Source organism: Paraburkholderia sp. WC7.3g, from assembly GCF_050436345.1.
Lineage (GTDB): Bacteria > Pseudomonadota > Gammaproteobacteria > Burkholderiales > Burkholderiaceae > Paraburkholderia > Paraburkholderia podalyriae.
In genome coordinates this window covers 870346-896779 of the sequence record NZ_JBNDMA010000002.1, presented here as the reverse complement: position 1 = coordinate 896779, position 26434 = coordinate 870346, and the positions used below count along the sequence as shown (strand labels likewise).

At 64.8% G+C, this 26434-nt stretch carries 23 protein-coding genes and 1 pseudogene; 16 read left to right on the top strand and 8 right to left on the bottom strand.

Translation table 11 applies throughout. The features are described 5' to 3' along the window. The first annotated feature begins 248 nt into the window (after positions 1–248). From OKW43_RS15705 to OKW43_RS15680, 6 genes are read left to right on the top strand one after another with little or no spacing between them, the layout of a single operon-like run. On the top strand, positions 249–974 hold the full coding sequence (locus tag OKW43_RS15705) for a c-type cytochrome (RefSeq protein ID WP_187633969.1): 726 nt from the start codon (positions 249–251) through the stop codon (positions 972–974). Beyond that, positions 971–2320 carry a c-type cytochrome gene (locus OKW43_RS15700; RefSeq protein ID WP_187633970.1) on the top strand — a complete coding sequence of 450 codons (1350 nt, stop codon included), beginning with the start codon at positions 971–973 and terminating at the stop codon, positions 2318–2320. The genes OKW43_RS15705 and OKW43_RS15700 overlap by 4 nt, the downstream gene beginning before the upstream one ends. Before the next feature lie 51 nt (positions 2321–2371). After that, complete coding sequence (locus tag OKW43_RS15695) at positions 2372–2548, top strand: hypothetical protein (protein ID WP_187633971.1); 177 nt, start codon at positions 2372–2374, stop codon at positions 2546–2548. Between the two features lie 2 nt (positions 2549–2550). Continuing rightward, positions 2551–3123, top strand: a complete 573-nt coding sequence (locus OKW43_RS15690) for a cytochrome C oxidase subunit II (protein ID WP_187633972.1) — start codon at positions 2551–2553, stop codon at positions 3121–3123. Next, the gene (locus tag OKW43_RS15685) at positions 3110–4735 is read left to right on the top strand and encodes a b(o/a)3-type cytochrome-c oxidase subunit 1 (protein ID WP_429448316.1); all 1626 of its coding nucleotides are present in this window, start codon (positions 3110–3112) and stop codon (positions 4733–4735) included. Before OKW43_RS15690 ends, OKW43_RS15685 begins: the two co-directional genes overlap by 14 nt. Next, complete coding sequence (locus OKW43_RS15680; RefSeq protein ID WP_187633974.1) at positions 4732–5538, top strand: c-type cytochrome; 807 nt, start codon at positions 4732–4734, stop codon at positions 5536–5538. Before OKW43_RS15685 ends, OKW43_RS15680 begins: the two co-directional genes overlap by 4 nt. A gap of 45 nt (positions 5539–5583) precedes the next feature. Here the strand turns inward: OKW43_RS15680 and OKW43_RS15675 are convergent, their stop codons facing one another. Beyond that, the gene (locus tag OKW43_RS15675; protein ID WP_187633975.1) at positions 5584–7230 is read right to left on the bottom strand and encodes a methyl-accepting chemotaxis protein; all 1647 of its coding nucleotides are present in this window, start codon (positions 7228–7230) and stop codon (positions 5584–5586) included. Positions 7231–7495: 265 nt separating this feature from the next. Between OKW43_RS15675 and OKW43_RS15670 the strand changes: the two genes are divergently transcribed. Then, on the top strand, positions 7496–8296 hold the full coding sequence (locus OKW43_RS15670; protein ID WP_187633976.1) for a hypothetical protein: 801 nt from the start codon (positions 7496–7498) through the stop codon (positions 8294–8296). 109 nt (positions 8297–8405) lie between these two features. Here OKW43_RS15670 and OKW43_RS15665 read toward each other — a convergent pair whose 3' ends face one another. Further along, complete coding sequence (locus OKW43_RS15665) at positions 8406–8948, bottom strand: single-stranded DNA-binding protein (protein WP_187633977.1); 543 nt, start codon at positions 8946–8948, stop codon at positions 8406–8408. A gap of 146 nt (positions 8949–9094) precedes the next feature. Continuing rightward, positions 9095–10282: an MFS transporter gene (locus OKW43_RS15660; RefSeq protein ID WP_429448313.1), complete on the bottom strand. Its 1188-nt coding sequence runs from the start codon at positions 10280–10282 to the stop codon at positions 9095–9097. 301 nt (positions 10283–10583) lie between these two features. On the opposite strand from OKW43_RS15660, the gene uvrA reads away from it, so the two are divergent. From uvrA to OKW43_RS15645, 3 genes and pseudogenes are all read left to right on the top strand, one after another. Then, entirely contained in the window at positions 10584–13457 is a 2874-nt protein-coding gene (gene uvrA, locus OKW43_RS15655; protein WP_187633979.1) for an excinuclease ABC subunit UvrA, read from the top strand. A 34-nt stretch (positions 13458–13491) separates the two neighbouring features. Continuing rightward, positions 13492–14577 (top strand): AI-2E family transporter, encoded by a 1086-nt coding sequence (locus tag OKW43_RS15650; protein WP_187633980.1) that lies wholly within the window; start codon positions 13492–13494, stop codon positions 14575–14577. Between the two features lie 272 nt (positions 14578–14849). Continuing rightward, positions 14850–15359, top strand: a pseudogene (locus tag OKW43_RS15645) (PepSY-associated TM helix domain-containing protein); the annotation flags it as partial. Between the two features lie 52 nt (positions 15360–15411). Here OKW43_RS15645 and purU read toward each other — a convergent pair. From purU to OKW43_RS15620, 5 genes are all read right to left on the bottom strand, one after another. Then, positions 15412–16281, bottom strand: coding sequence for a formyltetrahydrofolate deformylase (gene purU, locus OKW43_RS15640; protein WP_187633981.1), 870 nt, complete (start codon positions 16279–16281; stop codon positions 15412–15414). Between the two features lie 66 nt (positions 16282–16347). After that, entirely contained in the window at positions 16348–17244 is an 897-nt protein-coding gene (locus OKW43_RS15635) for an NUDIX hydrolase (RefSeq protein ID WP_429448310.1), read from the bottom strand. A gap of 72 nt (positions 17245–17316) precedes the next feature. Next, complete coding sequence (locus OKW43_RS15630; protein ID WP_187633983.1) at positions 17317–17931, bottom strand: LysE family translocator; 615 nt, start codon at positions 17929–17931, stop codon at positions 17317–17319. Positions 17932–18103: 172 nt separating this feature from the next. Beyond that, positions 18104–18670 (bottom strand): adenine phosphoribosyltransferase, encoded by a 567-nt coding sequence (locus OKW43_RS15625; RefSeq protein ID WP_429448308.1) that lies wholly within the window; start codon positions 18668–18670, stop codon positions 18104–18106. 82 nt (positions 18671–18752) lie between these two features. Continuing rightward, the gene (locus tag OKW43_RS15620; protein WP_187634027.1) at positions 18753–20750 is read right to left on the bottom strand and encodes a cation:proton antiporter; all 1998 of its coding nucleotides are present in this window, start codon (positions 20748–20750) and stop codon (positions 18753–18755) included. A gap of 206 nt (positions 20751–20956) precedes the next feature. Between OKW43_RS15620 and kdsD the strand changes: the two genes are divergently transcribed. The 6 genes from kdsD (at position 20957) to OKW43_RS15590 (ending at position 26296) form a co-directional block, all read left to right on the top strand. After that, positions 20957–21940, top strand: a complete 984-nt coding sequence (gene kdsD, locus OKW43_RS15615) for an arabinose 5-phosphate isomerase KdsD (protein ID WP_187633985.1) — start codon at positions 20957–20959, stop codon at positions 21938–21940. Beyond that, the gene (locus OKW43_RS15610; protein ID WP_429448305.1) at positions 21940–22500 is read left to right on the top strand and encodes a KdsC family phosphatase; all 561 of its coding nucleotides are present in this window, start codon (positions 21940–21942) and stop codon (positions 22498–22500) included. Before kdsD ends, OKW43_RS15610 begins: the two co-directional genes overlap by 1 nt. Then, positions 22497–23084 (top strand): LPS export ABC transporter periplasmic protein LptC, encoded by a 588-nt coding sequence (gene lptC, locus OKW43_RS15605; protein ID WP_187633987.1) that lies wholly within the window; start codon positions 22497–22499, stop codon positions 23082–23084. The genes OKW43_RS15610 and lptC overlap by 4 nt, the downstream gene beginning before the upstream one ends. 39 nt (positions 23085–23123) lie before the next feature. Further along, complete coding sequence (lptA, locus tag OKW43_RS15600; RefSeq protein ID WP_187633988.1) at positions 23124–23795, top strand: lipopolysaccharide transport periplasmic protein LptA; 672 nt, start codon at positions 23124–23126, stop codon at positions 23793–23795. A 17-nt stretch (positions 23796–23812) separates the two neighbouring features. Beyond that, the gene (gene lptB, locus OKW43_RS15595) at positions 23813–24589 is read left to right on the top strand and encodes an LPS export ABC transporter ATP-binding protein (RefSeq protein ID WP_187634028.1); all 777 of its coding nucleotides are present in this window, start codon (positions 23813–23815) and stop codon (positions 24587–24589) included. A gap of 189 nt (positions 24590–24778) precedes the next feature. After that, entirely contained in the window at positions 24779–26296 is a 1518-nt protein-coding gene (locus OKW43_RS15590; RefSeq protein WP_187633989.1) for an RNA polymerase factor sigma-54, read from the top strand. Positions 26297–26434 lie beyond the last annotated feature (138 nt).

Genomic DNA, 26434 nt, shown 5'->3' with positions numbered 1-26434 from the left:
CTTTGTATTCTCTATTGACGCGTCCGATGAATTGCTGCAGGCTGCTACACGCTACCGCGCGTTTTTCCCGCGCCTCACGCGTCGCTCCTTGCAGCCCGAAAGCCGCCGTCCCAGGCGCATCCAGCGCGGATCATTGTCACAGATCAAGGTTTTGGCCGGACAATTGCATCATCATTGCGCTTCAGTACTTCGCGGTCCCGAGCAAGCCCGTTCCGAATAGCGGTCAATAGTCCCCAACGAGGCCCGGTGTGTATCGCAAAACGATCGGCTCCGCGGTTCTGTTCGTGCTGTGCGCGCTTCACGCGCTATCGAGCGGCGCGGCGTTCGCGGCCACCGACGCGGCCGGCGCGATGCCCCAGTCGATGGACCAGCGCATACGCGCGTGCACGTCGTGTCACGGCGTGCAGGGCCAGGGCCGCAATAACGACTACTTCCCGCGCATCGCCGGCAAACCGGCCGAATATCTGTTCAATCAACTGATCGCCTTTCGCGACGGCGGCCGCACCTATCCGCCGATGGGCTATCTGCTCGCGTTCCTGCCCGACGACTACCTGCGTCAGATCAGCGAGTATTTCGCGGCCCTGCAGCCGCCCTATCCCCAATCCGACCACGCCGCGCTGCCGCCGAAGCTGCTTGCCGCCGGCGAAAAGCTCGTGATGCATGGCGACCCTGCGCGCGGCATACCGGCGTGCATCGCCTGTCACGGCGCGCGCATGACCGGCACGCAGCCGGGTATTCCGGGCCTGCTCGGGCTGCATGCGAGCTATATCGCCGGACAGATGGGCACGTGGCGCTCGGGCACCCGCCACGCGCTCGCGCCGGACTGCATGCGCACGATCGCGCTCAAGCTGAACGACAACGACATCGCCGCGGTATCGAACTGGCTCGCGCGCCAGCCGCGTCCCGCCGATCCCCGGCCCGCACCGGCATCCGCCGAGCGGCTGCCCCTCGCTTGCGGGAGCCAACCGCAATGAAGCCGACACTTCGCCCGCCCGGTTGGCTGCGCCCGGCAAGCATGGCTAGCGTCCTTGCGATCGGCAGCCTCGCGCTCGCGTTGCTGGTCCTTGCACCGTTCGCGACGACCGCGCGTGCCGCGACCGTCGCGTCCCAAGGCGCGGAGCCGGCCGCCACCGCAGCGACAGCTGGAGCCGGCCCCGACACCCGCCCGGAGATCGTCAGACGCGGCGAGTACCTCGCGCGCGCGGGCGACTGCATCGCGTGTCACACCGCGCCGCGCGGGCGGCTGTTCGCCGGTGGCCTCGCGATGGAAACGCCGTTCGGCACGCTGTACTCGCCGAACATCACGCCGGACGCGCAGTACGGCATCGGCACCTGGAGCGAGCAGGCGTTCTTCAACATGATGCGCACGGGCCGCAAGCCGGACGGTGCGCTGATCTATCCGGCGATGCCGATCGCCCAGTACACGAAGGTCACGCGCGAGGACTCGAACGCGATCTTCGCGTTCCTGAAGACCGTCGAGCCGGTGCGTCAGCCGAACCGCCCGCACACGCTGCGCTTCCCGTTCAATCAGCGCGATCTGCTATACGGCTGGCGCACGCTGTATTTCCGCGAGGGCGAGTTCCAGCCCGACCCGACCAGATCGGTCGAATGGAATCGCGGCGCGTATCTGGTCGAAGGGCTCGGGCACTGCACGATGTGCCACACGCGCATCAACATGCTGGGCGGCTCGTCGCCGCGCGAGCAGTTCGCGGGCGGGCTGATTCCGGTGCAGAACTGGTACGCGCCGTCGCTGACCTCGGACAAGGACGGCGGCCTCGGCGACTGGAGCATCAAGGACACCGTCGATCTGCTGCAAACCGGCATCTCCGATCGCGGCGCCGTCTACGGTCCGATGGCCGAGGTCACCTATCACAGCCTGCAGTATCTGAGCGACGAAGACATCCGCGCGATGGCCGTCTATCTGAAATCGCTGCCGGCCCAGGGCGGCCGCAAGACCGGCCCGAGCGCGACGCCCGACCCGAAGGTGTTCGCGCTCGGCAAGCAGATCTACGCGGACAAATGCGCGATCTGCCACGGTGACAATGGCGAGGGACAGCTGCCGCATTACCCGCCGCTCGCGGGCAACCAGTCGATCGAAATGGACTCGAACGTCAATCCGATCCGGATCGTGCTGAACGGCGGCTTTCCACCCGGCACCAAACACAATCCGCAGCCGTTCGGCATGCCGCCGTTCGGTCAGGAGCTGAACGACACCGAGGCGGCCGCCGTCGTCACGTTCATCCGCACGGCGTGGGGCAATCACGGCCTGCCGGTCACGGCCCGCGATGTCAACGCGTTGCGCAAGGCGCCACTGCACTGAGGCGCCGTTCCCAAACGCCGTGCTGAAGCGCCGCATAGGAGATCCATCGACATGAAAGCGAACGACCCGCACAGCGCCGCCCCGCCGACCGACCACGAAGTCGAACAGGTCGTCGCGGCCGGTCCGCGCGGCGCGATCGCGCTGGCCGGCGTCGCCACGGTCATCGTGATGTTGATCTGGTTCTCCTTCTACTTTTTCGCGTTTCTGCCGCGCGGCATCATCCACTGACCATGTCGACCGACTCTTCTCATCAACCCGGTAGCGGCCACGCGGTCGCCTTGCGCGCCGAGCGGCGCTGGGCCATCTACACGGTCGCGCTGATCCTGCTGATGCTCGCCGTGATCGTGTTCTCGGGCGTGCATTGGGCGATGATGCCGCCGTCGCGCGTCGAGACGATCGATCCGTCGCGCCTGCAGCTTTCCGGCGAATTCGCCGAGGACAATCTCGGCAGCGCGGTGCAGCCGGACGGCTCGGTGATCGTGCGCTTCATCGCGCAGCAGTACTCGTTCACGCCGCAATGTCTGCTCGTGCCCGCCGATACGCCGATCACGATCCGCACGACCAGCGCCGACGTCGTGCACGGCCTGCTCGTCACCGACACCAACATCAATACGATGGTCGTGCCCGGCTACGTCGCGACGCTGAACACGCAGTTCGACCATCCCGCCGATCACGCGATGCCATGCCACGAATTCTGCGGCTTCGGCCATCAGACGATGTGGGCGCACGTGAAGGTGATCGACAAAGCCGCCTTCTTCGAACAGGCCCGACAATCACGGAGACTGAGCTGTGTTCCACGCTAAGCGACTCGTACTCGCGCATTTCTGGCTTGCCTTCATCACGTTCGCGATCGCGCTGTGCCTCGGCGCGTGGCAGATGCTGGTGCGCAGTCCGCTGTTGCCGTGGGTCAGCGATCCCGAGTTGTACTATCGATCGGTGACCGCACACGGCACCGTGATGGCCTACGTGATGCCGACGCTGGTCGCGATGGGCTTCGGCTACGCGATCGTCGAGCTCGCACTCGCGCAGCGCCTCGTCGGTCTCAAATGGGCATGGACCGGGTTCTTGATGCTGCTGGTCGGCGCGGTGATGGCGATGGTGCCGGTCGCGCTCGGCAAGGCATCGGTGCTCTACACGTTCTATCCGCCGATGATCGGCAGTCCGTTCTACTACCTCGGCGTCGTGCTCGTGGTGGTCGGCTCGTGGATCTGGGTCGCGCTGATGCACGTGAACCTGCGCGTCTGGAAGCGCGCGAATCCGGGCAGGCCCGTGCCGCTCGCGATGTTCGCGAACGTCGCCGGCGCATATCTGTGGGCGTGGACCGCGGTCGGCGCGGCGCTCGAGATCCTGTTCCAGATCCTGCCGGTCGCACTCGGCTTCGCCCACACGATCGACGCCGGCCTCGCGCGCGTGCTGTTCTCGTGGACGCTGCACGCGATCGTCTACTTCTGGCTGTTCCCCGCTTACATCGCGTACTACACGCTGGTGCCGCGCGCGATCGGCGGACGGATCTACAGCGATTCGATGGCGCGCGTGTCGTTCATCCTGTTCCTCGTGTTCGCGATGCCGATCGGCATCCATCACCTGTTCGTCGATCCGCAGGTCGGCGCCGGCTTTAAGTTCCTGCATGCGGTGTTCACCGGCATGGTGTCGGTGCCGACGCTGCTGACCGTGTTCACGATCTGCGCGTCGGTGGAAATCGCCGGCCGGCTGCGCGGCGGCAAGGGCGCGCTCGGCTGGCTCACCGCGTTGCCGTGGCGCAATCCGATGATGCTGGTGATCGCGTTCTCGTTCGTCATGCTCGGCTTCGGCGGCGCGGGCGGACTCATCAACATGAGCTATCAGCTGAACTCGACCGTGCACAACACGCAGTGGGTGACCGGCCACTTCCACCTGATTTTCGGCGGCGCGATCGTCATCATGTACTTTGCGATCGCGTACGAACTGTGGCCGCAGCTGACCGGCCGCGCGCTCGTGTCGGCGAAACTGTTGCGCACGCAATTGTGGCTGTGGTTCATCGGCATGATGGTGGTCACGATACCGTGGCATTACGTCGGCCTGCTCGGCGCGCCTCGCCGCATGGCCTACTACGACTACGGCATGACGGGCATCCAGGACCAGGCGTTCTGGGTCGGCACGTCGGCGATCGGCGGGCTGATCCTCACGGTGTCCGGCCTGCTGTTCGTCTATATCCTCGCGAAGTCGCAATTCGGACCGGTGGCGGAGCCGCAGACGTTCCGCTTCGCGAGCGCCGCGCACCCGGTCGAGCGCGTGCCCGTCGCGCTCAACAGCTTTGGCCTATGGGTCGCGCTGATGATCGGGCTCACGGTCGTCAACTACAGCGTGCCGATCGTCCAGTTGCTCAGACTGCCGCAGACGTCGGTGCCGGCAGTCGTCATCGGAGCACAGCGATGAACGAAGAACGCATGTTCACGCTGCGCAACCCGTGGTTCGTGTGGGGCGTCGGCGGCACGCTCTCAATCGCGATCGTTGCGATCCTGATCGGCTTCGTGTGGCTGCCGTCGGCGAGCAGCGCGTTCCGCGACCTCGGCCTGTGGGCGAGGATTTGCGGCGCCGCCGGCGTGCCGTCGAGCTGGTACGGCGGCAACGCGACCAGTTGGGTGCCGAGCGACGTCGTCGTGTTGCCGCCTTCGGGCACGATTCAGCCGATGGCGGATGCGATCGGCCGCGGCGCGACGATCGCGACACAGCACTGCTCGATGTGCCACGGTGTACTCGGCACCGAGCAGGTCACCGCGCCCGCGCTGGCCGGGCAGTACGCCGACGTGACCTACAAGGAACTGCGTGACTTCCAGAGCGGCCAGCGGCAAAGCGCGGTCATGAAGCCGATCATCGCAGCACGCAGCGACCAGGATCTGCACGATCTGGCGGTCTACTACGCATCGCTCCCGCTCGCCCCAGCGGCCGAGAAAACCCGGGCCGGCGAAGCACCGGATGCGACCGCAATCAGGCTCGTGATGCAGGGCGATCCGCAACGCAATATCGCGCCGTGCGCGGCATGTCATGGTCAACTCGATCGCACGGGCGCAGCGCCTTGGCTCGGCGGACAGTCGGCGCTCTATCTGGCCGCGCAGTTGCACGCGTTCGCCTCGGGCGCGCGGCGCAACGACATCAACGAGCAGATGCGCAATGTCGCGCGGCAGATGACGCCCGAGGAAATCGATGCCGTGGCGAGGTATTACGCGGCCATCCAGTAGTGGGACAGTGTCAGGTCGCGAGGTGACGCGGCGCGACGGCTCGCGTCACGCCGCGACAAGCTCGCTCTCCACTCTCCGCGCGTCGGCAACGCCGGCCAGCTTCACCGCGGTCGCCGAAGCACCGCCGCGCGACTCGCTGCCAGTCCGGAATACCGCCACCGCCGCCGACAAGCGCCGCGACTGATCTTCCAGCGAACTCGCCGCCGCGGCCGCCTGCTCGACGAGCGCCGCATTCTGCTGCGTGACCTCGTCCATCTGACTGACCGCGAGATTGACCTGGTCGATGCCGGTGCTCTGTTCGAGCGCCGCCGCCGCGATCTCGTTCATGATCGAACTGACGCGCGCGATCGCCACGACGATGTCGTTCATCGTCGTGCCCGAGCGTTCGACGAGCTGCGAGCCCTGCTCCACGCGCGTGGTCGACGCATCGATCAAGCCCTTGATCTCCTTGGCCGCCGCCGCGCTGCGCTGCGCGAGCGAGCGCACTTCGCTCGCGACCACCGCGAAGCCGCGTCCCTGCTCGCCCGCGCGCGCCGCCTCGACTGCGGCATTCAGCGCGAGGATGTTGGTCTGGAAAGCGATCCCCTCGATCACGCCGACGATGTCGGCAATCCGCCGCGAATCGTCGACGATGCCGTGCATCGTGCCGACCACCTGCTCGGTCAGTTCGCCGCCCTGCGCGGCCAGCGTCGAGGCGCCCTGCGCGAGCGAGCTCGCCTCTTTCGCGTTGTCGGCCGTCTGCTTGACCGTCGACGTCAACTCTTCGATGCTCGCGGCCGTTTCCTCCAGCGCCGCGGCCTGCTCCTCGGTGCGCTGCGACAGATCGGCATTGCCGGCCGCGATCTCGCTGACGCCGGTGTCGATCGATTCGGTGCCTTGGCGAACCGCGTTGACGGTCGTGATCAGCGATTCCTGCATCCTGCGCAGCGCGGCCGCGAGACGGCCCATTTCGTTGTCGCCGAGCACTTCGATGCGGCCGCTCAGGTCGCCGTTGGCGATCCGCTGGAACTGCGCGATCGTCGCATCGACCGGCGCGACGATTGCACGCACGAGGACGAAGCGGGCGAGAAAGCCGCCGACCAGCGACAGCGCAATGCCGATCGCCACCGCCATACTGATCGCGTAGAACAGGTCCTGCGCATCCTGATAGCGCTGCGCGCCGTGATCGAGCTGCAACTGCTCGAGCGCGAGCATGGCCTTTTCGTACGCGCTGTACAGCGACGGCAGCTTGTGCGCCTGCAATTGCTCGAAGGCGTTGGTGTCGCTCGACTTGAGCGCGGCGAGCGTCGGTTCTACGCCATCGTGCAGGAAGGTGTCGCGCTTGTGCTGCATGTCGGCGATCAGACGCTGCTCGTCGGCATCCGTACCCGCGTGGCTCAGATAGTGGGCAAGTCGGTCATCGGAGGATTTGCGGTACTGATCGAGGCGCTGAAGCACGGCGTTCGCGCCGTCCTGATCGTTCAGCGCGACGAGCGACGCGTACGTCGCGAGCGCCAGACGCAGACGCAACAGCTGGCCAGCGCTGCCTTCGAGGTCGGCGACGGCGGGGGTGTCGATCGTGTACATCTGCTGCAGCGACGCATTCGACGAACGCAGCGACAACAATCCCGCGGCCGCGCCGAGCAGCAGCACGATGCCGAAGAACACGATCATCACGGTGAGGCTGGTGCGAATCGACAGCTTTTTCAACATCGGACTGGTCTCCTTGGGCTGGCCGGCCGATGGTTCCGTATCGTTCACGATACCCGCACGGCCGCGCAGGCTGCGCCCACGCCGTTCGGCCCGGTCCGCAACTTGGCTTGAGATTAAGCAAACAGTGCATTGAAGGTCAACGGCAGATGGTCCAAAAACTTTATGGTTGATCGCTCGCGCGGCTTGCGCTACATCAATAGATGTCTCGAAGCCCGTTTGCTGAAGCCACCTTCTGTCGAAGCCCCCTCCCGCCCGGAGCGCACGCATGTCGGAAATCGGTTCGGCCGTACTCGTGTTCGTGCTGCTGCTGATCGCTACCGGCCTCGGCGTTGGAGTGCGGCCGCTGCTGCCGGAGGAGCACAAGGCGCACGAGACCGTGCAGCTCGTGCAGCTCGTGATCGGCATGCTGGTGACGTTCGCCGCGCTGGTGCTGGGTTTGATGACCGCATCGGCGAAAGCGGGCTTCGACACCGCGTCGAACGATCTGCGCAGCTATGCGGCCGAACTGATCGAATTCGACTCGACGCTGCGCGAACTCGGCAGCGCGGCCGACGAATCGCGGCGCCTGTTGCGCCAGTACACGGCGGCGGCGATCGCGTCGACGTGGCCGCGGGAACCCGCGCCGAGCGGCGACTATCCGCGCGACCTCGGCGCACCGGACAATCCGGAGCAACTGGAAAACGTGCGGCTCGGCGACATGCTGAGCACGGTGGGACGCGAGTTGCGACAACTGCGAGCGCACGATTCGTTGCAGGAACGCGCGCTCGATGACGCGTTGACGCAGTACCGGCGCGTCGTCGATGCACGCTGGAAAATCATCGAGGAAGCGCACAGCTCGATTTCGCAGCCGTTCTTCAAGACGCTGACGTTCTGGCTATGCGTGATTTTTCTGAGTTTTGGGTTGATCGCGCCGCGTAATGCGTTGGCGCTGGTGACGATAACGCTGGGGGCGGTGTCGATTGCTTCAGCGATTTATGTGATCGTCGATCTGGACACGCCGTTTACCGGGCCGATCGTGGTTTCGAGCCTGCCGTTGCGGGATACGTTGGAGCATTTAAGGCGGTGAGTTTCCGAGGGAATGCTCGGCGCGGATGACGTAAAAAATGTCTGGAAACAGAGAGGCCCGCTTTCCTCACGAAAGCGGGCCTCAATCAGCAAAAAACAACGAGGGGGTTTTAGAACGGAATATCGTCATCCATCTCATCGAAACCGCCGCCGGCCGGCGCGCTCGGACGGCTCGCGCCGCCACCGCCACCGCCACTGCCACTGCCGCCACGCGAGCCGCCGCCCGACGACATCGCGCGGCCACCACCGCCACCGCTACGCTCCGACGGCTCGCCGCGGCTATAACCGCCTTCATCGCCGCCACCCATCGACGCGCCGCCACGGCCGCCGAGCATTTGCATCTGCTCCGCGACGATCTCGGTCGAGTAACGATCGGTGCCGTCCTGGGCCTGCCACTTGCGCGTGCGGATGCGCCCTTCGAGGTACACCGACGAGCCCTTCTTCAGATATTCCGCCACGATTTCCGCGAGGCGGCCGAAGAACGCGACGCGGTGCCACTCGGTGGCTTCCTTCATCTCGCCCGACGCCTTGTCCTTGTAGCGGTCCGTCGTCGCAAGGCGGATGTTCGCCACTGCGTCGCCGCTCGGAAGATAGCGGACTTCCGGATCGGCGCCGAGGTTGCCGACTAGAATGACCTTGTTCACGGATGCCATGAATTTCTCCTGTTGATTCCTGTTGCAGGCGGCGCGGCACTACGCGGTTCGCGTCTCACGGCCGGCAGGCCCGAGACCAGAAGAGCGCCTCTGCCCGCCGCCGGGTGAGTTCTGGATGATTCGGGAGATGCCCCGAGTACGCTGTGTTATGCCTTGCGCGGCGGCTGTCTCATCTTTGCGGCGATTATAAGCCAGCAAAATACCAGCCCGGAGCAAGCGAAGAAAACCGCGCTCTGGCCGTTCACTTTCAGCAGCCAGCCGCCGACCATGCCGCCCAGCGCAAGACCGATCGACTGCGTGGTGTTGTACACGCCGGCCGCGGCCCCTTTGCGGGTGCCGGGTGCCAGCTTCGACACCAGCGAAGGCTGCGAGGCCTCGAGAATATTGAAGCCGAGAAAGTACACGAACAGGATCGCCGCCACACTCAGAATCGTATGCGCAGCAACGCCCAATAACAACTGGCCGATCAGGATAAGAGCGATCGCCGACAGCAGCACGATCTTCATCTTGCCGCGCTTTTCCGCGGCGATGATCGCCGGCACCATCATCACGAACGACAGCCCCATCACCGGCAGATACACCTTCCAGTGCGACGCGACCGGCAGCCCGCCCGCTTCGAGAATGCGCGGCACGACCAGGAACAGCGCGGTTTGCGTCGCGTGCAGCACGAGCACACCGAAATTCAAACGCAGCAGTTCGACGTTGTGCAGCACTTCGGCAAACGGCGCGCGCACGTGCACCGGCTTCGGCGCATCGGGCACGATCCACAGCACGACGCCGATCGCGACAATCGCGAAGACGCCGACCAGCGTGAACAGCCCGCTCATGCCGAGCCAGTGGAACACGATCGGCGCGCCGACGATCGCCACCGCGAAAGACACGCCGATGCTGCCGCCGACCATCGCCATCGCCTTCGTGCGATGTTCCTCCGAGGTCAGATCGGCGATGAACGCGATCACCGCCGACGATACCGCGCCCATCCCCTGTATCACCCGGCCGACGATGATCCACGTCATGTCGTGCGCGGCCGCCGCGACGAAGCTGCCGATCGCGAAGATCAACAAGCCCGTCGCGATCACCGGCTTGCGGCCGATCTTGTCGGAGATCCAGCCATAGAAGATATAGAGCATCGACTGCGTGACGCCGTACGCGCCGAGCGCGATGCCGACGAGCAGCACGTTTTCGCCGCCGGGAATGGTCTTCGCGTAGATCGAGAACACCGGCATGATCATGAACAGACCCAGCATGCGCAGCGCGAAGATGGCGGCAAGCGACACGGTCGCGCGCAATTCGGGCGCGCTCATGCGTGTGGAGATGGCGGACGGATTGGACATCGAAGCGTGGTTTGAATGAACCGGGCGGCGAGCCCGTGTGGACAGCCCTGGCCGCCGGCACAGTGGAGCGCGACGAACGGGCTGGCGGCTAACCCCGGATGCCGACCGACTTGCGCTGACGAGACGCGCAAACCCCGTGCCCTATCGCCCCCGCTCGCCCCTTGCGGCATCTTGTACTCACGGAAAACTTCCCCAGTTAGGCCTCTTTCCCGCTGTCAGCATGCCGTAACGGCGGTCTGGAAAAGTCGTTATAGTAGCAGGTTTAGCCTCTTTCCCTTTCCGCAGTTCATGGAATAGATCCGTGGAACAAATTCGTATTCGTGGGGCCCGCACCCACAACCTGAAGAACGTCAATCTCGACCTACCGCGTCACAAGCTCGTCGTTATCACGGGGCTTTCCGGCTCCGGCAAATCGTCGCTGGCGTTCGATACGCTGTATGCGGAAGGGCAGCGGCGCTACGTCGAAAGTCTGTCCGCCTACGCGCGGCAGTTCCTGCAGCTGATGGAAAAGCCGGATGTCGACCTGATCGAAGGGTTGTCACCGGCCATCTCGATCGAACAGAAGGCGACTTCGCACAATCCGCGCTCCACGGTCGGCACCGTCACCGAGATCCACGATTATCTGCGTCTGCTGTTCGCGCGCGTCGGCACGCCCTACTGCCCCGATCATGAGATTCCGCTCGAAGCGCAAAGCGTGTCGCAGATGGTCGACGCGGCACTCGCGCTGCCCGAGGAAACGCGCATGATGATCCTCGCGCCGGTCGTCAGCGATCGCAAGGGCGAGCACACGGATCTGTTCGAGGACATGCAGGCGCAAGGCTTTGTACGCTTTCGTGTGCGCTCGGGCGGCGGCACCGCCAACGAAGGCAGCGCGAAAATCTATGAAGTCGATTCACTGCCGAAGCTGAAGAAAAACGACAAGCACACGATCGATGTCGTGATCGACCGCCTGCGCGTGCGCCCGGACATGAAGCAGCGCCTCGCCGAATCGTTCGAAACGGCGCTGCGCCTCGCCGACGGCCGCGCGATCGCGCTCGAAATGGACACGGACAAGGAGCACCTGTTCAGCTCGAAGTTCGCCTGCCCGATCTGCTCGTATTCGCTGCAGGAACTCGAGCCGCGCCTGTTCTCGTTCAACAACCCGATGGGCGCGTGCCCCGAATGCGACGGCCTCGGCCAGATTACGTTCTTCGATCCGAAGCGGGTGGTCGCGCATCCGTCGCTGTCGCTCGCGGCGGGCGCGGTGAAGGGCTGGGACCGGCGCAACCAGTTCTACTTCCAGATGCTGCAGAGCCTCGCGGCGTTCTACGACTTCGACATCGACACCGCGTTCGAGGACCTGCCGGAGAAAGTCCGCAAGATCCTGCTGTACGGTTCGGGCAAGCAGGAAATTCCGTTCTCGTACATCAACGAGCGCGGCCGCACGTCGGTGCGCGAGCACGTGTTCGAAGGGATCATCCCGAATCTGGAGCGGCGCTACCGCGAAACCGATTCGTCCGCGGTGCGCGAAGAACTCGCCAAATACCAGAACAACCAGCCATGCCCGGCGTGCGCGGGCACGCGGCTGCGTCGCGAGGCGCGTTTCGTGCGCATCGGCGCGGACGGCGACGCGCGCGGCATCTTCGAGATCAGCGGCTGGCCATTGCGCGATGCGCTCGGCTACTTCCAGACCCTGCGCCTCGAAGGCTCGAAGCGGGAGATCGCCGACAAGGTCGTCAAGGAAATCGTCGCGCGTCTGATGTTCCTCAATAACGTCGGGCTCGACTACCTGTCGCTCGAACGCAGCGCGGAAACGTTGTCGGGAGGCGAAGCGCAGCGCATTCGCCTCGCTTCCCAGATCGGCTCGGGCCTGACCGGCGTGATGTACGTGCTCGACGAACCGTCGATCGGCCTGCATCAGCGCGACAACGACCGGCTGATCTCGACCCTCAAGCATCTGCGCGACCTCGGCAACTCGGTGATCGTCGTCGAGCACGACGAAGACATGATCCGCATGGCCGACTACGTGGTCGACATGGGTCCGGGCGCGGGCGAGCACGGCGGCATGGTGATCGCCGAGGGCACGCCGAAAGAGGTGCAGAAGAACCCGGCGTCGCTCACCGGCCAGTACATGTCCGGCGCGCGCACGATCGAATACCCCGACGAGCGCAAGGAACCCGACGAGCGGCGCCTGCGCATCGTCGAAGCGCACGGCAACAATCTGCACAATGTGACACTCGATCTGCCGGTGGGTCTGCTGACCTGCGTGACGGGCGTGTCCGGCTCGGGCAAATCGACGCTGATCAACGACACGCTCTATCACGCGGTCTCGCATCACCTGTACGGCTCGGCCACGGAGCCGGCGCCGTACGAGTCGATCGAGGGCCTCGAGCACTTCGACAAGGTGATCAACGTCGACCAGTCGCCGATCGGCCGCACGCCGCGCTCGAATCCGGCGACCTACACGGGCCTTTTCACACCGATCCGCGAGTTGTTCGCCGGTGTGCCGGCCGCCAAGGAGCGCGGCTACGATCCGGGCCGCTTCTCGTTCAACGTGAAGGGCGGGCGCTGCGAATCGTGCCAGGGCGACGGTGTGCTGAAGGTCGAAATGCACTTCCTGCCCGACGTGTACGTGCCGTGCGACGTGTGCCACGGCAAGCGCTACAACCGCGAAACGCTCGACATTCAGTACAAAGGCAGCAACATCAGCGAAGTGCTCGACATGACGGTCGAGCACGCGTACGAGTTCTTCAAGGTCGTGCCGGTCGTCGCGCGCAAGCTGAAAACCTTGCTGGACGTGGGTCTTGGCTATATCCGCCTGGGTCAGTCGGCGACCACGCTGTCGGGTGGCGAGGCGCAGCGGGTGAAACTGTCGCTGGAACTGAGCAAGCGTGATACCGGTCGCACGCTGTACATTCTTGACGAACCGACCACCGGCCTGCATTTTCACGATATCGCGCTGCTGCTGGAAGTCATTCACCGGTTACGTGACCAGGGTAATACTGTCGTGATCATCGAACATAATCTCGATGTAATCAAAACTGCGGACTGGGTCATCGATCTCGGTCCCGAAGGCGGCGCCGGCGGCGGGCAGATCGTCGCCCAGGGCACGCCCGAGCAGGTCGCGAAGTCGAAGGCCAGCTTTACCGGCCAATATCTGGCGCCGCTGCTCAAGCGCGCCGCCAGCATAAAGTAACGCTGCACTACCGAGGTTGGAGACGGGATAAGCCATGACCAAGCGTAATCAGGCGCGCGAAGAAGATCGGGTGCAGGACCTGCGCCCGCGCCCGGTCAGGCTGACCAGCGACATGAGTCTGCCAAAGCTGTCGGCGGTCGAAATCGGCAGCTACGTGGTGATGCTGTTCGGCATGTGGGCGGTGATCGAACTGAAGCTGCTCGGCGCGCTGCTCGCCGGGCTGCTGGTGTTTCAGCTCGTGCATACGATCGCGCCGCGCATCGAGCGTCACATGTCGAGCAAGCGGGCGCGCTGGCTTGCGGTGGTGATCCTGTCGACGGTGATCGTCGGCGCGCTGACGGCGCTCACCCTCGGCATCACCTCGCATTTCGAGAACGACGTACCGAGCGTGCAGGCGCTACTCGATCAGGCGATGCAGCTGATCGACCAGGCGCGCGGCAGGATTCCGCAATTCGTCGCGAACTATCTGCCAGTCGACACCGAGCAGATGAAGGCGAAGGCCGCGGAACTGATGCACACGCACGCCAACATGCTGCAGCAAAGCGGCACGACCGCGGCGCGCGCATTCACGCACGTGCTGCTCGGCATGATCATCGGCGCAATCATCGCGGTCGGCGCGCAGAAGCATATCCAACGGCTGCCGCTGTCCACCGCGTTCGTCACGCGCGTGACGCGTTTTGCCGACGCGTTTCGCCGCATCGTGTTCGCGCAGGTGAAGATTTCCGCGCTCAACTCGGTATTCACGGCGGTCTTCCTGCTGGTGATCCTGCCGATCTTCCACGACCGGCTACCGCTGTCGAAGACGCTCGTGCTCGTCACGTTCATCGTGGGTCTGCTGCCGGTGATCGGCAATCTGATCTCGAACACGATCATCGTCGCGGTCGCGCTGTCGGTGAGTTTTCCGGCGGCGATCATGTCTCTGGTGTTTCTGATCCTGATTCACAAGCTCGAGTACTTTCTGAACGCGCGGATCGTCGGTGGCCAGATCGAGGCCCGCGCGTGGGAACTGCTGATCGCGATGCTGGTGATGGAAGCGGCGTTCGGTATCGCCGGGGTCGTCGCTGCGCCGATTTTTTATGCGTATATCAAGCGGGAGCTGATTTATTTGCGGATGGTGTGAGCGGCACGGGCTCGAGTAGCACAAGTCAGCGCCCACTAGCGCTCACCGAGCGGGCCATTCAGGCCACGCAAGCAAAAGCGGCACTTCGGTGCCGCTTTTTTTGCTTCCCGCGGCGCTGAGTCGCCGTCTCTCGCCGACAGAAAACTTGCAGCACATGGCGCCCCCTAAGATGCGAACAATTCCTATTTACAGCTGATCCGCATTGTGACGTTACCCCTGTTTTCCCGCTCGGGTTTGCGCCTGAATCCCTGTTACTCGTTGCCGGCTCGCGCATGAGGCGCCCGCTTGTCCGCCTGCACCGCTGGTTCGGCGTCGCAATCGCGCTGTTTCTGTTCGTCGCCGGCCTCACTGGCGCGATCATCGCGCGGGACCACGAGCTCGATGCCGCGCTGAACCCGTCGTTTTACCGGGCCCGCACGGCCGGGCCGACGCTGTCCGGCCTCGAACTGGCGAATCGCGTCGAAACCGCCGATCCGCGGGTTCAGGTGACCTATCTGCCGCTCGCGGTCGAACCGGGCCACACGCTGCAGATGATGGTGCTGCCGCGCACCGATCCGGCGACGAAACGGCCCTATCCGCTCGAGTTCAACCAGATCGCCGTCGATCCCGTCACCGGCGAGATCCAGGGACGTCGGGAATGGGGCGCCGTGTCGCTCACGCGGCTCAACCTGATTCCGTTCACCTACAAGCTGCACTACACGCTGCAGCTGCCGTTTACCGGCGGCATCGACATCGGCACGTGGCTGATGGGGATCGTCGGCATCGTGTGGCTGTTTGATAGCAAGGAAAGGATTGCGCCGGCCTCGACCGGCGCGGTCTTCATCGGCGCAACGTTTAGCGGAACACCACCGTCTTGCTGCCGTTCAACACGACGCGATGCTCGACGTGCCACTTCACCGCGCGCGCAAGCGTCACACACTCGACGTCGCGGCCGATCGCCGTCAGTTGTTCCGGCGTCATGCTGTGGTCCACGCGCTCGACCTCCTGCTCGATGATCGGGCCTTCGTCGAGATCGGTCGTCACGTAGTGAGCGGTCGCGCCGATCAGCTTCACGCCGCGGTCGAACGCCTGGTAGTACGGCTTCGCGCCCTTGAAGCTCGGCAGGAACGAGTGATGGATGTTGATCGCGCGGCCGGCGAGCGCCTCGCACAGTTTCGGCGACAGGATCTGCATGTAGCGCGCGAGCACCACGAGGTCGACCTGATGCTCGTTGATCACGTCGAGCACGCGCGCCTCCTGCGCGATTTTCGCTTCGGGCGTGCCGCCGAGCAGCGGGAAGTGATGGAACGGGATGTCGTAACTCGCGGCGAGCTGGTAGAACTCCTTGTGGTTCGAGATGATCGCCGGGATGTCGATGTTGAGCTGACCGGTGCGGTAGCGGAACAGCAGATCGTTCAGGCAGTGGCCGATCTTCGACACCATGATCACGACGCGCGGCTTCACGCTCGCGTCGTGCAACTCCCAGCTCATGCCGAACTGTTCGGCAAGTGTCACGAACGACGCGCGCAGCGCGTCGAGCCCCGGATCTCCGCCCACCTGCTGGAAATGCACGCGCATGAAGAATTCGCCGGTGCGGCTGTCGCCGAACTGCGCGGAGTCGAGAATATTGCTGCCACGCTCGAACAGAAAGCCCGACACGGCGTGAACGATGCCGGGCCGGTCGGCGCACGACAGTTTGAGGATAAAGCTGTGATCGGTCGACATGACCTCGGTGACTCCCTTCTTCAATGCATGGTTTGTTTCAGTGCGTACTGGCTGCAAAGGCCCAGGCTAGCCCAGCGCGGGCGGCGCGAACAGCGTGTCGATGCCCTCGCACGCGTCCTCGTCGATCCAGCGGCGGCGCAGCAGGCAATCGAGCGTCGCGAGGCTGGCGTCGACGGTCAGCGCGCCTTCCTCGATCCAGCGCGCGACTTCGTCGATGCGCGCGAGCCGGTGTTCGCCCACTTCGCCGTCCTGGTTGCGCGGCGCGAAGTCGGCGGGCAGCGCGAGGTCGTAGATGAAAATCTGCTCGGCCTGCGTGCCTTCCGGCAGCGATTGCAGCACGTGCGCGGTGCGGCCCGCGACCGCACTCGCCGCGATCTGCGCCGGAATGCCCGCTTCTTCCCAGCATTCCTTGACGATCGTCTCGGCGATGCCGAAGCCCCAGCCGATCCCGCCCGCAACGACATTGTCGAGCATGCCGGGGTCGGTCGCCTTCGTGTCGCTGCGGCGCGCGATCCACAATTGCGGCGCTCCGCCAAAGGGCGCTCCGCCAAGGGGCGCCCCGCCAAAGGGCGCTCCGCCATCCGCATATTCTACGACGCCGTTCAGATGCACCGCGTAGGTCATCGTGCCGAAGAAGCGCGACGCCGCGCGCTCGATATACGCAAGCGGCGGCGCGTCGAACGCATTGCGGATCGCGTAGGTTTCGTTGCGCCAGCCGGGGATGCGGCCATCGGCGGCGAGCGCGCCGATCACGGAAGCGAGCGCCGCGCTGCGCAGATCGACGGTATCGAACGTGGCGGCGAGCGTCACGCTGTCGTTCGCAATCTCGAACACGTCGGGCCAGCGCGCGAGCAGTGGCACGTCGCGCTCGCGAATCCAGCCGACCTGGTCGGCGCCGATCCAGAACGGCCGATGCGCGGCCGCGTCGAAGCGGCGCGCGGCGGTGATGCAAGGCAAAGTCATCGAATACTCCAAACTGTCCGCCGTCGCGGCGAACCGGGGCAAACCGGAAGCGGGCGTGTTGCGTGACGCGCGTCAGTCGCGCAACGCGACGCGAATTCCGATCGCGATGAACGTCGCGCCGGCCAGGCGATCGAGCCACAAGCCCACGCGCGGCCGCCGTCTGAGCCAGCCGCCGATGATCCCGGCGCACACGCCGAACAGCGAAAACACGACGACGGTCTGCAGCATGAACAGCGCGCCGAGCTCCAGCATCTGCACGGTTACGCTTTGCGCGCCGTGAGGCTGCACGAACTGCGGCAGAAACACGATGAAGAACAGTGTGACCTTCGGGTTCATCAGATTGCCGAGCACGCTCTGGCGAAACACCGTCGACAGTGGCTGCCGCGCGCGCTCGTGCGCGGTCGCGAGCCCCTGGCTGCGCAGCGCCTTGATGCCGATCCACACCAGATACGCGGCGCCGGCGAGTTTGATCACCTCGAACGCGAGCGGGGACGAGCGCAGCAGTGCAGCGACGCCGAGCGCGGCGAGCGTCGTGTGAAAGGTGATGCCGGCGGCAAAGCCGAGCGCGGCGACGAAGCCGGCCGCGCGGCCCTGCGAGATGCCGCGCGCGAGCACCTGCAGATTGTCCGGGCCGGGCGCCACGGTGATCGCGATCGAGGTGGCGAGAAACAGCAGGAAGTTGGGCATCGTGGTGGCCTTCTGATCTGGTTCGCGGATGGTGAGCCCTGTTGTTGGGCACGGCTGTTGGGCCCGCCTGGCATTGCGCGGTTTGGGGGATCGTGCGGCTTGCGCGGCTTTGGCTGCTCATACGGCGGCAAACCTGACCGCGCGTCACGGCGCGCGCGGACCGTCTCCCAGCTTAGTGATCGTCAAAACTCGTCACGGTATAGAGCGCAAGGCCGCCCTCGCCCAGCAGCTTCGAGCCGCCCAGCTCTGGCAGATCGACGATCGCCGCGCCTTCCACTACGACCGCGCCGAGCCGCTCGAGCAGCAGCTTGCCAGCCATCATCGTGCCGCCGGTCGCGATCAGATCGTCGATGATCACGACGCGGTCGCCCGGCTCGCACGCGTCCTCGTGAATCTCGACGGTCGCGGTGCCGTACTCGAGCTCATACGATTGCGAGATCCGCTTGTACGGCAGCTTGCCCGCCTTGCGGATCGGGATGAAGCCGATACTCAGCTCGTGCGCGACGATCGGCCCGATGATGAAGCCGCGCGCATCGAGTCCAGCGATGTAGTCGAGCTTCGCGTCGATATAGCGCTGCACGAACAGGTCGATCAGCACGCGCAACGACTTCGGCTCGCGCAGCAGCGGCGTGATGTCACGGAACTGCACACCCGGCTGCGGCCAGTCGGGCACCGTGCGAATGTGACTTCTGACGTAGTCGGCCGCATCGAGCGGCGCGCTCGCGAGCGCGTTGGACATGATGTCTCCGGATGGACCTCGACGGGTCCGGTGAAAAGCTTTGAATCAGGGTGGCCCGACAGAACGGGCTTGCTTCACGGGTTCAGGCCGCGGCCGCGCGGCGATGCTTCGACAGCCGCTCCTCGGCTTGCGCCAGCTGCTCGGGCAGACCGCGCAGCACCACGATGTCGCTCGCGCGCAGTTTCGTCGACGGGTCCGGTTCGACGCCGCGGATGCCGTGCCGGCGGATCGCGGTCACGTCGACACCGAGCTCGAACAGGCCCAATTCGGCGAGCGTGCGGCCCACCGCGTCGGCGCTCTCGTCGACCGGCACCGATTGTAGCCGCACCTGCTCGTGGCCGTCGTCGTCGTCGATGTCGTCGGCGCCGTGGAAATAGCCGCGCAGCAGCGAGTAGCGTTCGTCGCGCATCTCCTCGACGCGCCGCACCACGCGCCGCATCGGCACGCCCATCACGACCAGCGTGTGCGACGCGAGCATCAGGCTGCCCTCGACGATCTCCGGAATCACCTCGGTCGCGCCGGCGGCGAGCAGTTTCTCGAGATCGGCGTCGTCGACGGTGCGCACGATGACCGGCAGCGTCGGCTCCATCTCGTGAATGTTGTGCAGCACGCGCAATGCCGACGGCGTGTTCGCGTAGGTGATCGCGATCGCGGCCGCGCGATGCAGGCCGGCGGCCAGCAGCGACTCGCGCCGCCCCGCGTCGCCGAACACGACCGATTCGCCGGCCGCCGCGGCCGCCGCGACACGGTCGGGATCGAGGTCGAGCGCGACATACGAGAGCCCTTCATGCTCGAGCATGCGCGCGAGGTTCTGCCCGGCGCGGCCATAGCCGCAGATGATCACGTGGCCGCTCTGCTTCAGGCTCTGCGTCGCGATGCGCGTCATCTGCAGCGACTGCATCATCCATTCGGTCGACGACAGCCGCAGCACGACGCGGTCCGCGTTCTGGATCATGAACGGCGCGGCGAGCATTGACAGCAGCATGGCGGCGAGAATCGCCTGCAATAGCGTCGCGTCGACCAGATGCCGGTCGAGAATCAGGTTCAGCAGCACGAAGCCGAACTCGCCCGCCTGCGCGAGACCGATACCGGTACGCATCGCGACGCCCGGCGTCGCGCCGAAGAGCCGCGCAAGGCCGGTGATCATGACCGCTTTCAGCAGCACCGGGCCGAGGAAAAAGGCCAGCACGACGAGTGGATGCTCCCAGATCACGCGCGGATTGAGCAGCATGCCGGTCGTCACGAAGAAGAGCCCGAGCAGCACGTCGCGAAACGGCTTGATGTCCTCTTCGACCTGATGCCGGTACGGCGTCTCGGCGATCAGCATGCCGGCGATGAACGCGCCGAGCGCGAGCGACAGCCCGAATTTGTCGGTGATGAACGCGGCGCCGAGCGTCACCAGCAGCAGATTGAGGACGAACAGCTCCTGCGAGCGCCGCCGCGCGACCACGTTGAACCAGCGCGTCATGAAGCGCTGCCCGACGATCAGCAGCAGCGCGAGGGCCACGACGATCTTGATCGCCGCGACGCCGAGCGCGCTGACCAGATTCTCCGAGCGGCCGCCGAGCGCCGAAATGATGATCAAAAGCGGCACCACCGCGAGATCCTGAAACAGCAGCACGCCGAAGATATTGCGGCCGTGCTCGGTTTCGATCTCGAGCCGCTCCGCGAGCATCTTGCTGACGATCGCCGTCGACGACATCGCCAGCGCGCCGCCTAGCGCGACGCTCGCCTGCCACGTGATATGCACCCAACGCTCGATCAGGAAGCCGACCGACACGGCCACCGCGACCGTGCCGATCACCTGCAGCAAGCCAAGTCCGAACACCAGTCGGCGCATCGTGCGCAGCTTGGCTAGCGAAAACTCGAGCCCGATCGAAAACATCAGGAACACGACGCCGAATTCCGCGAGATTCTGCGCACCCGCCGAATCGGGAATCAACCCGAACGCATGCGGCCCGACGACGATGCCGACCGTCAGGTAGCCGAGCATCGGCGGCAAGTTCAGGAAGCGAAAGATCACCACGCCCGCCACCGATGCCAGCAGCAGAAACAGCGTCATTTCGAGCGGGGAGATCATCGGCAAAAACGCATGGGTGAAGCGTCCTCGTTCGTCAGCGGAACCGCGCACGAGAACGCCGTGCGAGATGATTGATTGGGCCGGTAAAAAAGCTGCCAAAAGACGGCAAAGCAGCTGAAAAAGGGATTATCGACAGGCCGATGCAGACAGCGGCTCGGCACAGCAGGCCCGGCGCGGCGAACAGGCGCCTTTGCTATACTCCGCGAATGATAGCGAAAATCAATGGCGACAGGGCACTCACGCTTGCTCGCGACGTACTCGACATCGAAGCGGACGCCGTGCGCGCGCTTCGCGACCAGCTCGACGGCAGTTTCGTCGGCGCGGTCGATTTCATCCTGGGTTGCCGTGGCCGCGTGGTCGTCTCCGGCATCGGTAAATCGGGCCATGTGGCCCGCAAGCTCGCGGCTACGCTGGCAAGCACCGGCACCCCCGCATTCTTCGTGCATCCGGCGGAAGCGAGCCACGGCGATCTCGGCATGGTCACCGCCGAGGACGTATTCCTCGCGCTGTCCAATTCGGGCGAAACCGAGGAGTTGATCGCGATCTTGCCGTTGATCAAGCGGATCGGCGCGAAGCTGATCGCGATGACCGGCCGTCCGGGCTCCAGCCTCGCGCAACTCGCGGACGTGCATCTGAATTCCGGCGTCGCAAAGGAAGCCTGTCCGATGAATCTCGCGCCCACCGCCAGCACCACCGCCGCGCTCGCGCTCGGCGACGCGCTCGCGGTCGCGGTACTCGACGCACGCGGCTTTGGCCGCGACGACTTCGCGCGCTCGCATCCCGGTGGCGCGCTCGGCCGACGCCTGCTCACCTACGTGCGCGACGTGATGCGCACCGGCGACCAGTTGCCGCAGGTCACACCCGAGGCGACCGTCAGCGATGCGCTCTTCCAGCTGACCGCGAAGCGCATGGGCATGACCGCGATCGTCGACCACGAGGGCCGTGTGACCGGCATCTTCACCGACGGCGACCTGCGCCGCGTGCTTGAACGCGACGGCGATTTCCGCCAGTTGCCGATCGACTCGGTGATGACCGCCGGCCCGCGCACGATCGGCCCAGACCATCTCGCGGTCGAAGCCGTGGAACTGATGGAGCGCTACCGCATCAATCAGATGCTGGTCGTCGACGAAACGGGCAAGCTGATCGGCGCGCTCAACATGCACGACCTGTTCTCGAAGAAGGTGATCTGATGGCCGTTGCCCCTCCTACCGCCACCGAACGCGCAAGCCGCGTGAAGCTGATGATTTTCGACGTCGACGGCGTACTGACCGACGGCGGCCTGCTGTTCACGGCGGAAGGCGACACGATGAAAGGCTTCAATTCAATGGACGGCCACGGCATGAAGCTGCTGCGCCAGGCCGGCATCGAAACGGCGCTCATCACCGGGCGCAAGTCCGGCATCGTGGCGGCGCGGGCGAAAGAAATGAACATCGCGCATGTCTATCAGGGCGTGCAGGACAAGCCCCAGGCGTTTGGCGATCTGCTGCAGCAAACCGGCCTCACCGCCGAGGAGTGCGGCTACATGGGCGACGACTGGGTCGATCTCGCGGTGATGCTGCGCGTCGGCTTCGCGGCCGCGCCGGCCAATTCGCATCCCGAAGTGATCGCACGCGCGCACTGGGTCAGCGAGGCGCGCGGCGGCCACGGCGCGGCGCGCGAAGTGTGCGACACGCTACTGCGTGCGCAGCACAAATATGAAGCACTGCTGGCGGCGGCGTGCAGCGGCGAGCAACGAGGCCTAGTGGGATGAACCAGTTTCGCCTGACTTCGCTGATCCCGCTCATCGCGATGGCGGCGCTCGCCGGCATCACGTGGTGGCTGCTGCAAGCCACGTTGCCGCGTAAGACCGACGACGAGGTTCGGTCGAAGGAACACACGCCGGACTACTTCGCCGACAATTTCTCGGTGTCCGAACTCGATCAGTCGGGCGCGACGCAGTACCGGTTGACCGCACAGTCGCTGGTCCATTACGAGGACGACGAAATGAGCGACCTCGTCAAGCCGGCAATGCGGGCGTTCCAGCCCGGCAAGCCGATCGTCACCGCGACCGGCGATACGGGCACGGTCAACGCGGATGCGTCGATCGTCAATCTGTACCAGAACGCGCGCATCCTGCGCGCGCCCGGCAGCGGCGATCCGCCGATGCAGGCCGATTCCGAGCATTTCAGGGTCCTCGTCAACGACGATGTGATCGAGACTGAAAAGCCAGTTAAACTTCAGCGCGGCATGTCCGTAATGACTGCCAGCGGCATGAAATACAACAATGTCAACCGGTTTATGCAGCTGTTCGGCAATGTAAGAGGCGCAATTGCCGCGTCCGATTCCGGCCACTAAGCCAACGCATACCGGGTAATCCATTCCAGGCGTGACTGCATGAACGAATCGCTCCCCCGTTTTGATACCGGCCGTCCGCGCGTGCTGTCGGCGTGCCGCGCCGGACTCGCCGCGCTAGTCATCGCGCTGCCGCTCGTCGGCTTCGCGCCGCTCGCGCACGCGGACCGCGCCGACAAGGACAAGCCGCTGAACATCGAAGCGGACAACATGACCTACGACGACCTGCGGCAGGTCAGCATTTTCACTGGCCACGTGGTCGCGACCAAAGGGACGATCCTGATCAAGGCCGATCGCGTCGAAGTGTCGCAAGACCCGCAGGGCTACCAGTATGCGACCGGCACCTCCAGCGGCGGCAATCTGTCGTATTTCCGCCAGAAGCGTGAGGGGCTGGACGAATACATCGAGGGTACGGCCATCCGCATCGACTACGACGGCAAGCAGGATCTGACCACGCTGACCACCAACGCGACGGTGCGCCGCCTGCAGGGCATGACGACGCTGCTCGATCAGGTGCACGGCAGCGTGATCACGTACGACGGCCAGAACGACTTCTACACCGCGAAGGCGGGCAAGGACGTCGCAGGTCCGGGCAACCCGACCGGTCGCGTGCGCGCGATGCTGTCGCCGCGCAACGCCGGCGCTGCGCCGCTGACCGGCGCGTCGGCCGCGCTCGCGCCGTCCAACTCGATCCAGGGAGCGCCGAACCAGTGAGCACCATCAGCAGCACAATCGCGCCCCTCCCCCATCGCAAGCCGGCCGGGACCAGTAGTTCGCTGGCCGTGCGTAATCTGAAGAAGCGCTATGGCTCGCGCACCGTCGTCAAGGACGTATCGCTCGACGTAAAAAGCGGCGAAGTGGTTGGTTTGCTCGGCCCGAACGGCGCCGGCAAGACCACGTCGTTCTATATGATCGTCGGCCTTGTGCCGCTCGACGCCGGCGAAATCGACCTGGACGGCAAGTCGATCAGCCTGCTGCCCATTCACAAGCGCGCATCGCTCGGCCTGTCGTATCTGCCGCAGGAAGCGTCGGTGTTCCGCAAATTGAGCGTCGAGCAGAATATTCGCGCGGTGCTGGAATTGCAGCACGACGAAAACGGCAAGCGCCTCGGCAAAGACGTGATCACGTCGCGCACCGAAGCGCTGCTCGACGAGCTGCAAATCTCGCATCTGCGCGAAAATCCGGCGCTGTCGCTGTCGGGCGGCGAGCGTCGTCGGGTTGAAATTGCGCGCGCGCTGGCGACCAACCCGAGCTTCATTCTGCTCGACGAACCGTTCGCCGGCGTCGACCCGATCGCGGTGCTGGAAATCCAGAAAATCGTCAAATTCTTGAAGCAGCGCAATATCGGCGTCCTGATTACCGACCACAACGTGCGCGAAACGCTCGGTATCTGCGATCACGCGTACATCATCAGCGACGGCAGCGTGCTGGCTGCCGGCGCGCCGAGCGACATCATCGAAAACGAAAGCGTGCGGCGCGTCTATCTGGGCGAGCACTTCCGCATGTAAGCACACACGGCGTTCCCGGCCACGCGAGTTCGCGCGAACGGGGACACCGTTTTTGCGGCACCCGCACATCCTTCCCAGGCGGCGCAGGCTGGCGCCGCGCGGCGCGCCGATCGGTGCGTATCCGCAAATTGCGAGTGCCGCAAGGTATCGCGGTCGTGGCAAACTCTCTACAATGAATCTCAACCTGCCATGAAAGCCAGCCTCCAACTCCGCCTATCGCAGCATCTTGCGCTCACGCCGCAACTGCAGCAGTCCATCCGGCTGCTTCAGTTGTCGACGCTCGAACTGCAGCAGGAAGTCGCGATGGCGATCTCGCAGAATCCGCTCCTCGAAAACGAAGACGAGTGGATCTCGAGCCCGTTGCGAGTGGCAGCCGACGGTTCGGTGATCGCCCAGACACCGGGTTCCGCGGCGCCGGCCGATCCGATGGCCAGCAACGGTTCGACATCGTCCGAAGGCAACGGCGAGCGCGCCGAAAGTGGCGAGCCGCAGGGTGTCGACGAATACAACGGCATCTCGGGCGACGGTGGCGGCGATATGTCGCAGTGGAACCTCGACGACTACGGCCGCTCCGGCAACGCGTCGGACGACGACGACCTGCCCCCGCTGCAAATCCACGAATCGAGCACGTCGCTGCGCGACCACCTGATGGCGCAACTGCGCGTTACCCAGGCGAGCCAGCGCGACCGCGCGCTCGGCACGTTCCTGATCGAATCGCTCGACGACGACGGCTACCTCGCCGCCACGCTCGAAGAAGTGCTGGCCGACCTGCCCGAAGAGCTCGAAGTCGATCTCGACGAATTGAACGCCGCGCTTGCGCTGCTGCATAGCTTCGACCCGGCCGGCGTCGGCGCGCGGTCGGCGTCCGAATGTCTGAAGCTGCAATTGTTGCGGCTCGATCCATCGCCCACACGCACGCTCGCGCTAGACATTGTCGGCCATTACCTGGAACTGCTCGCGGCGCGCGATTTCACGCGGCTGCGCAAGCACCTGAAGGCCAGCGACGACGATCTGCGCGACGCGCATGCGCTGATCCGCTCGCTCGAACCATTTCCGGGCGCCGCCTACGGCAAGGCAGAAGCGGACTACGTGGTGCCCGACATCATGGTGCGCAAAACGGCACAGGGGTGGCAGGCGGAGTTAAATCCCGAGGTGGTGCCGAAGCTGCGCATTAACCATCTATACGCGAATATTTTGCGTAATAACCGCGGCGATCCCGGCAGTGGGTCGTTGCGCCAGCAACTGCAGGAAGCACGCTGGCTGATCAAAAACATCCAGCAGCGTTTCGAGACGATCCTGCGAGTTGCACAAGCAATTGTCGAGCGTCAAAAGAGCTTTTTTGTGCACGGCGAAATTGCCATGCGCCCCTTGGTTTTGCGGGAAATAGCTGATACGCTGGGCCTACACGAGTCGACTGTCTCGCGTGTGACAACCGGTAAATACATGCTGACCCCATTCGGGACGCTGGAATTCAAGTTCTTTTTCGGCTCACACGTTTCGACGGACACCGGCGGCGCAGCCTCGTCCACGGCCATTCGCGCGCTGATCAAACAACTGATAGGAGCGGAAAACCCCAAATCGCCACTTTCAGACAGTCGCATAGCCGAACTGCTGGCGGAACAGGGCTTCGTGGTCGCACGGCGCACCGTTGCGAAATACCGTGAGGCGCTCAGAATCCCGGCAGTCAACCTGCGCAAGTCTCTGTAGCCCGCCGCGTTTGGCAGCGGGCATTTACCGGCCGCTCCGCACCTGGCGGACAGGCCGGCCGCTGCGACCTGCCAGATGTCGGTCACCGGGGGGCGACACAGGCAAGCCGTCAGATCGACCGGACCTTCGTCATCGTGC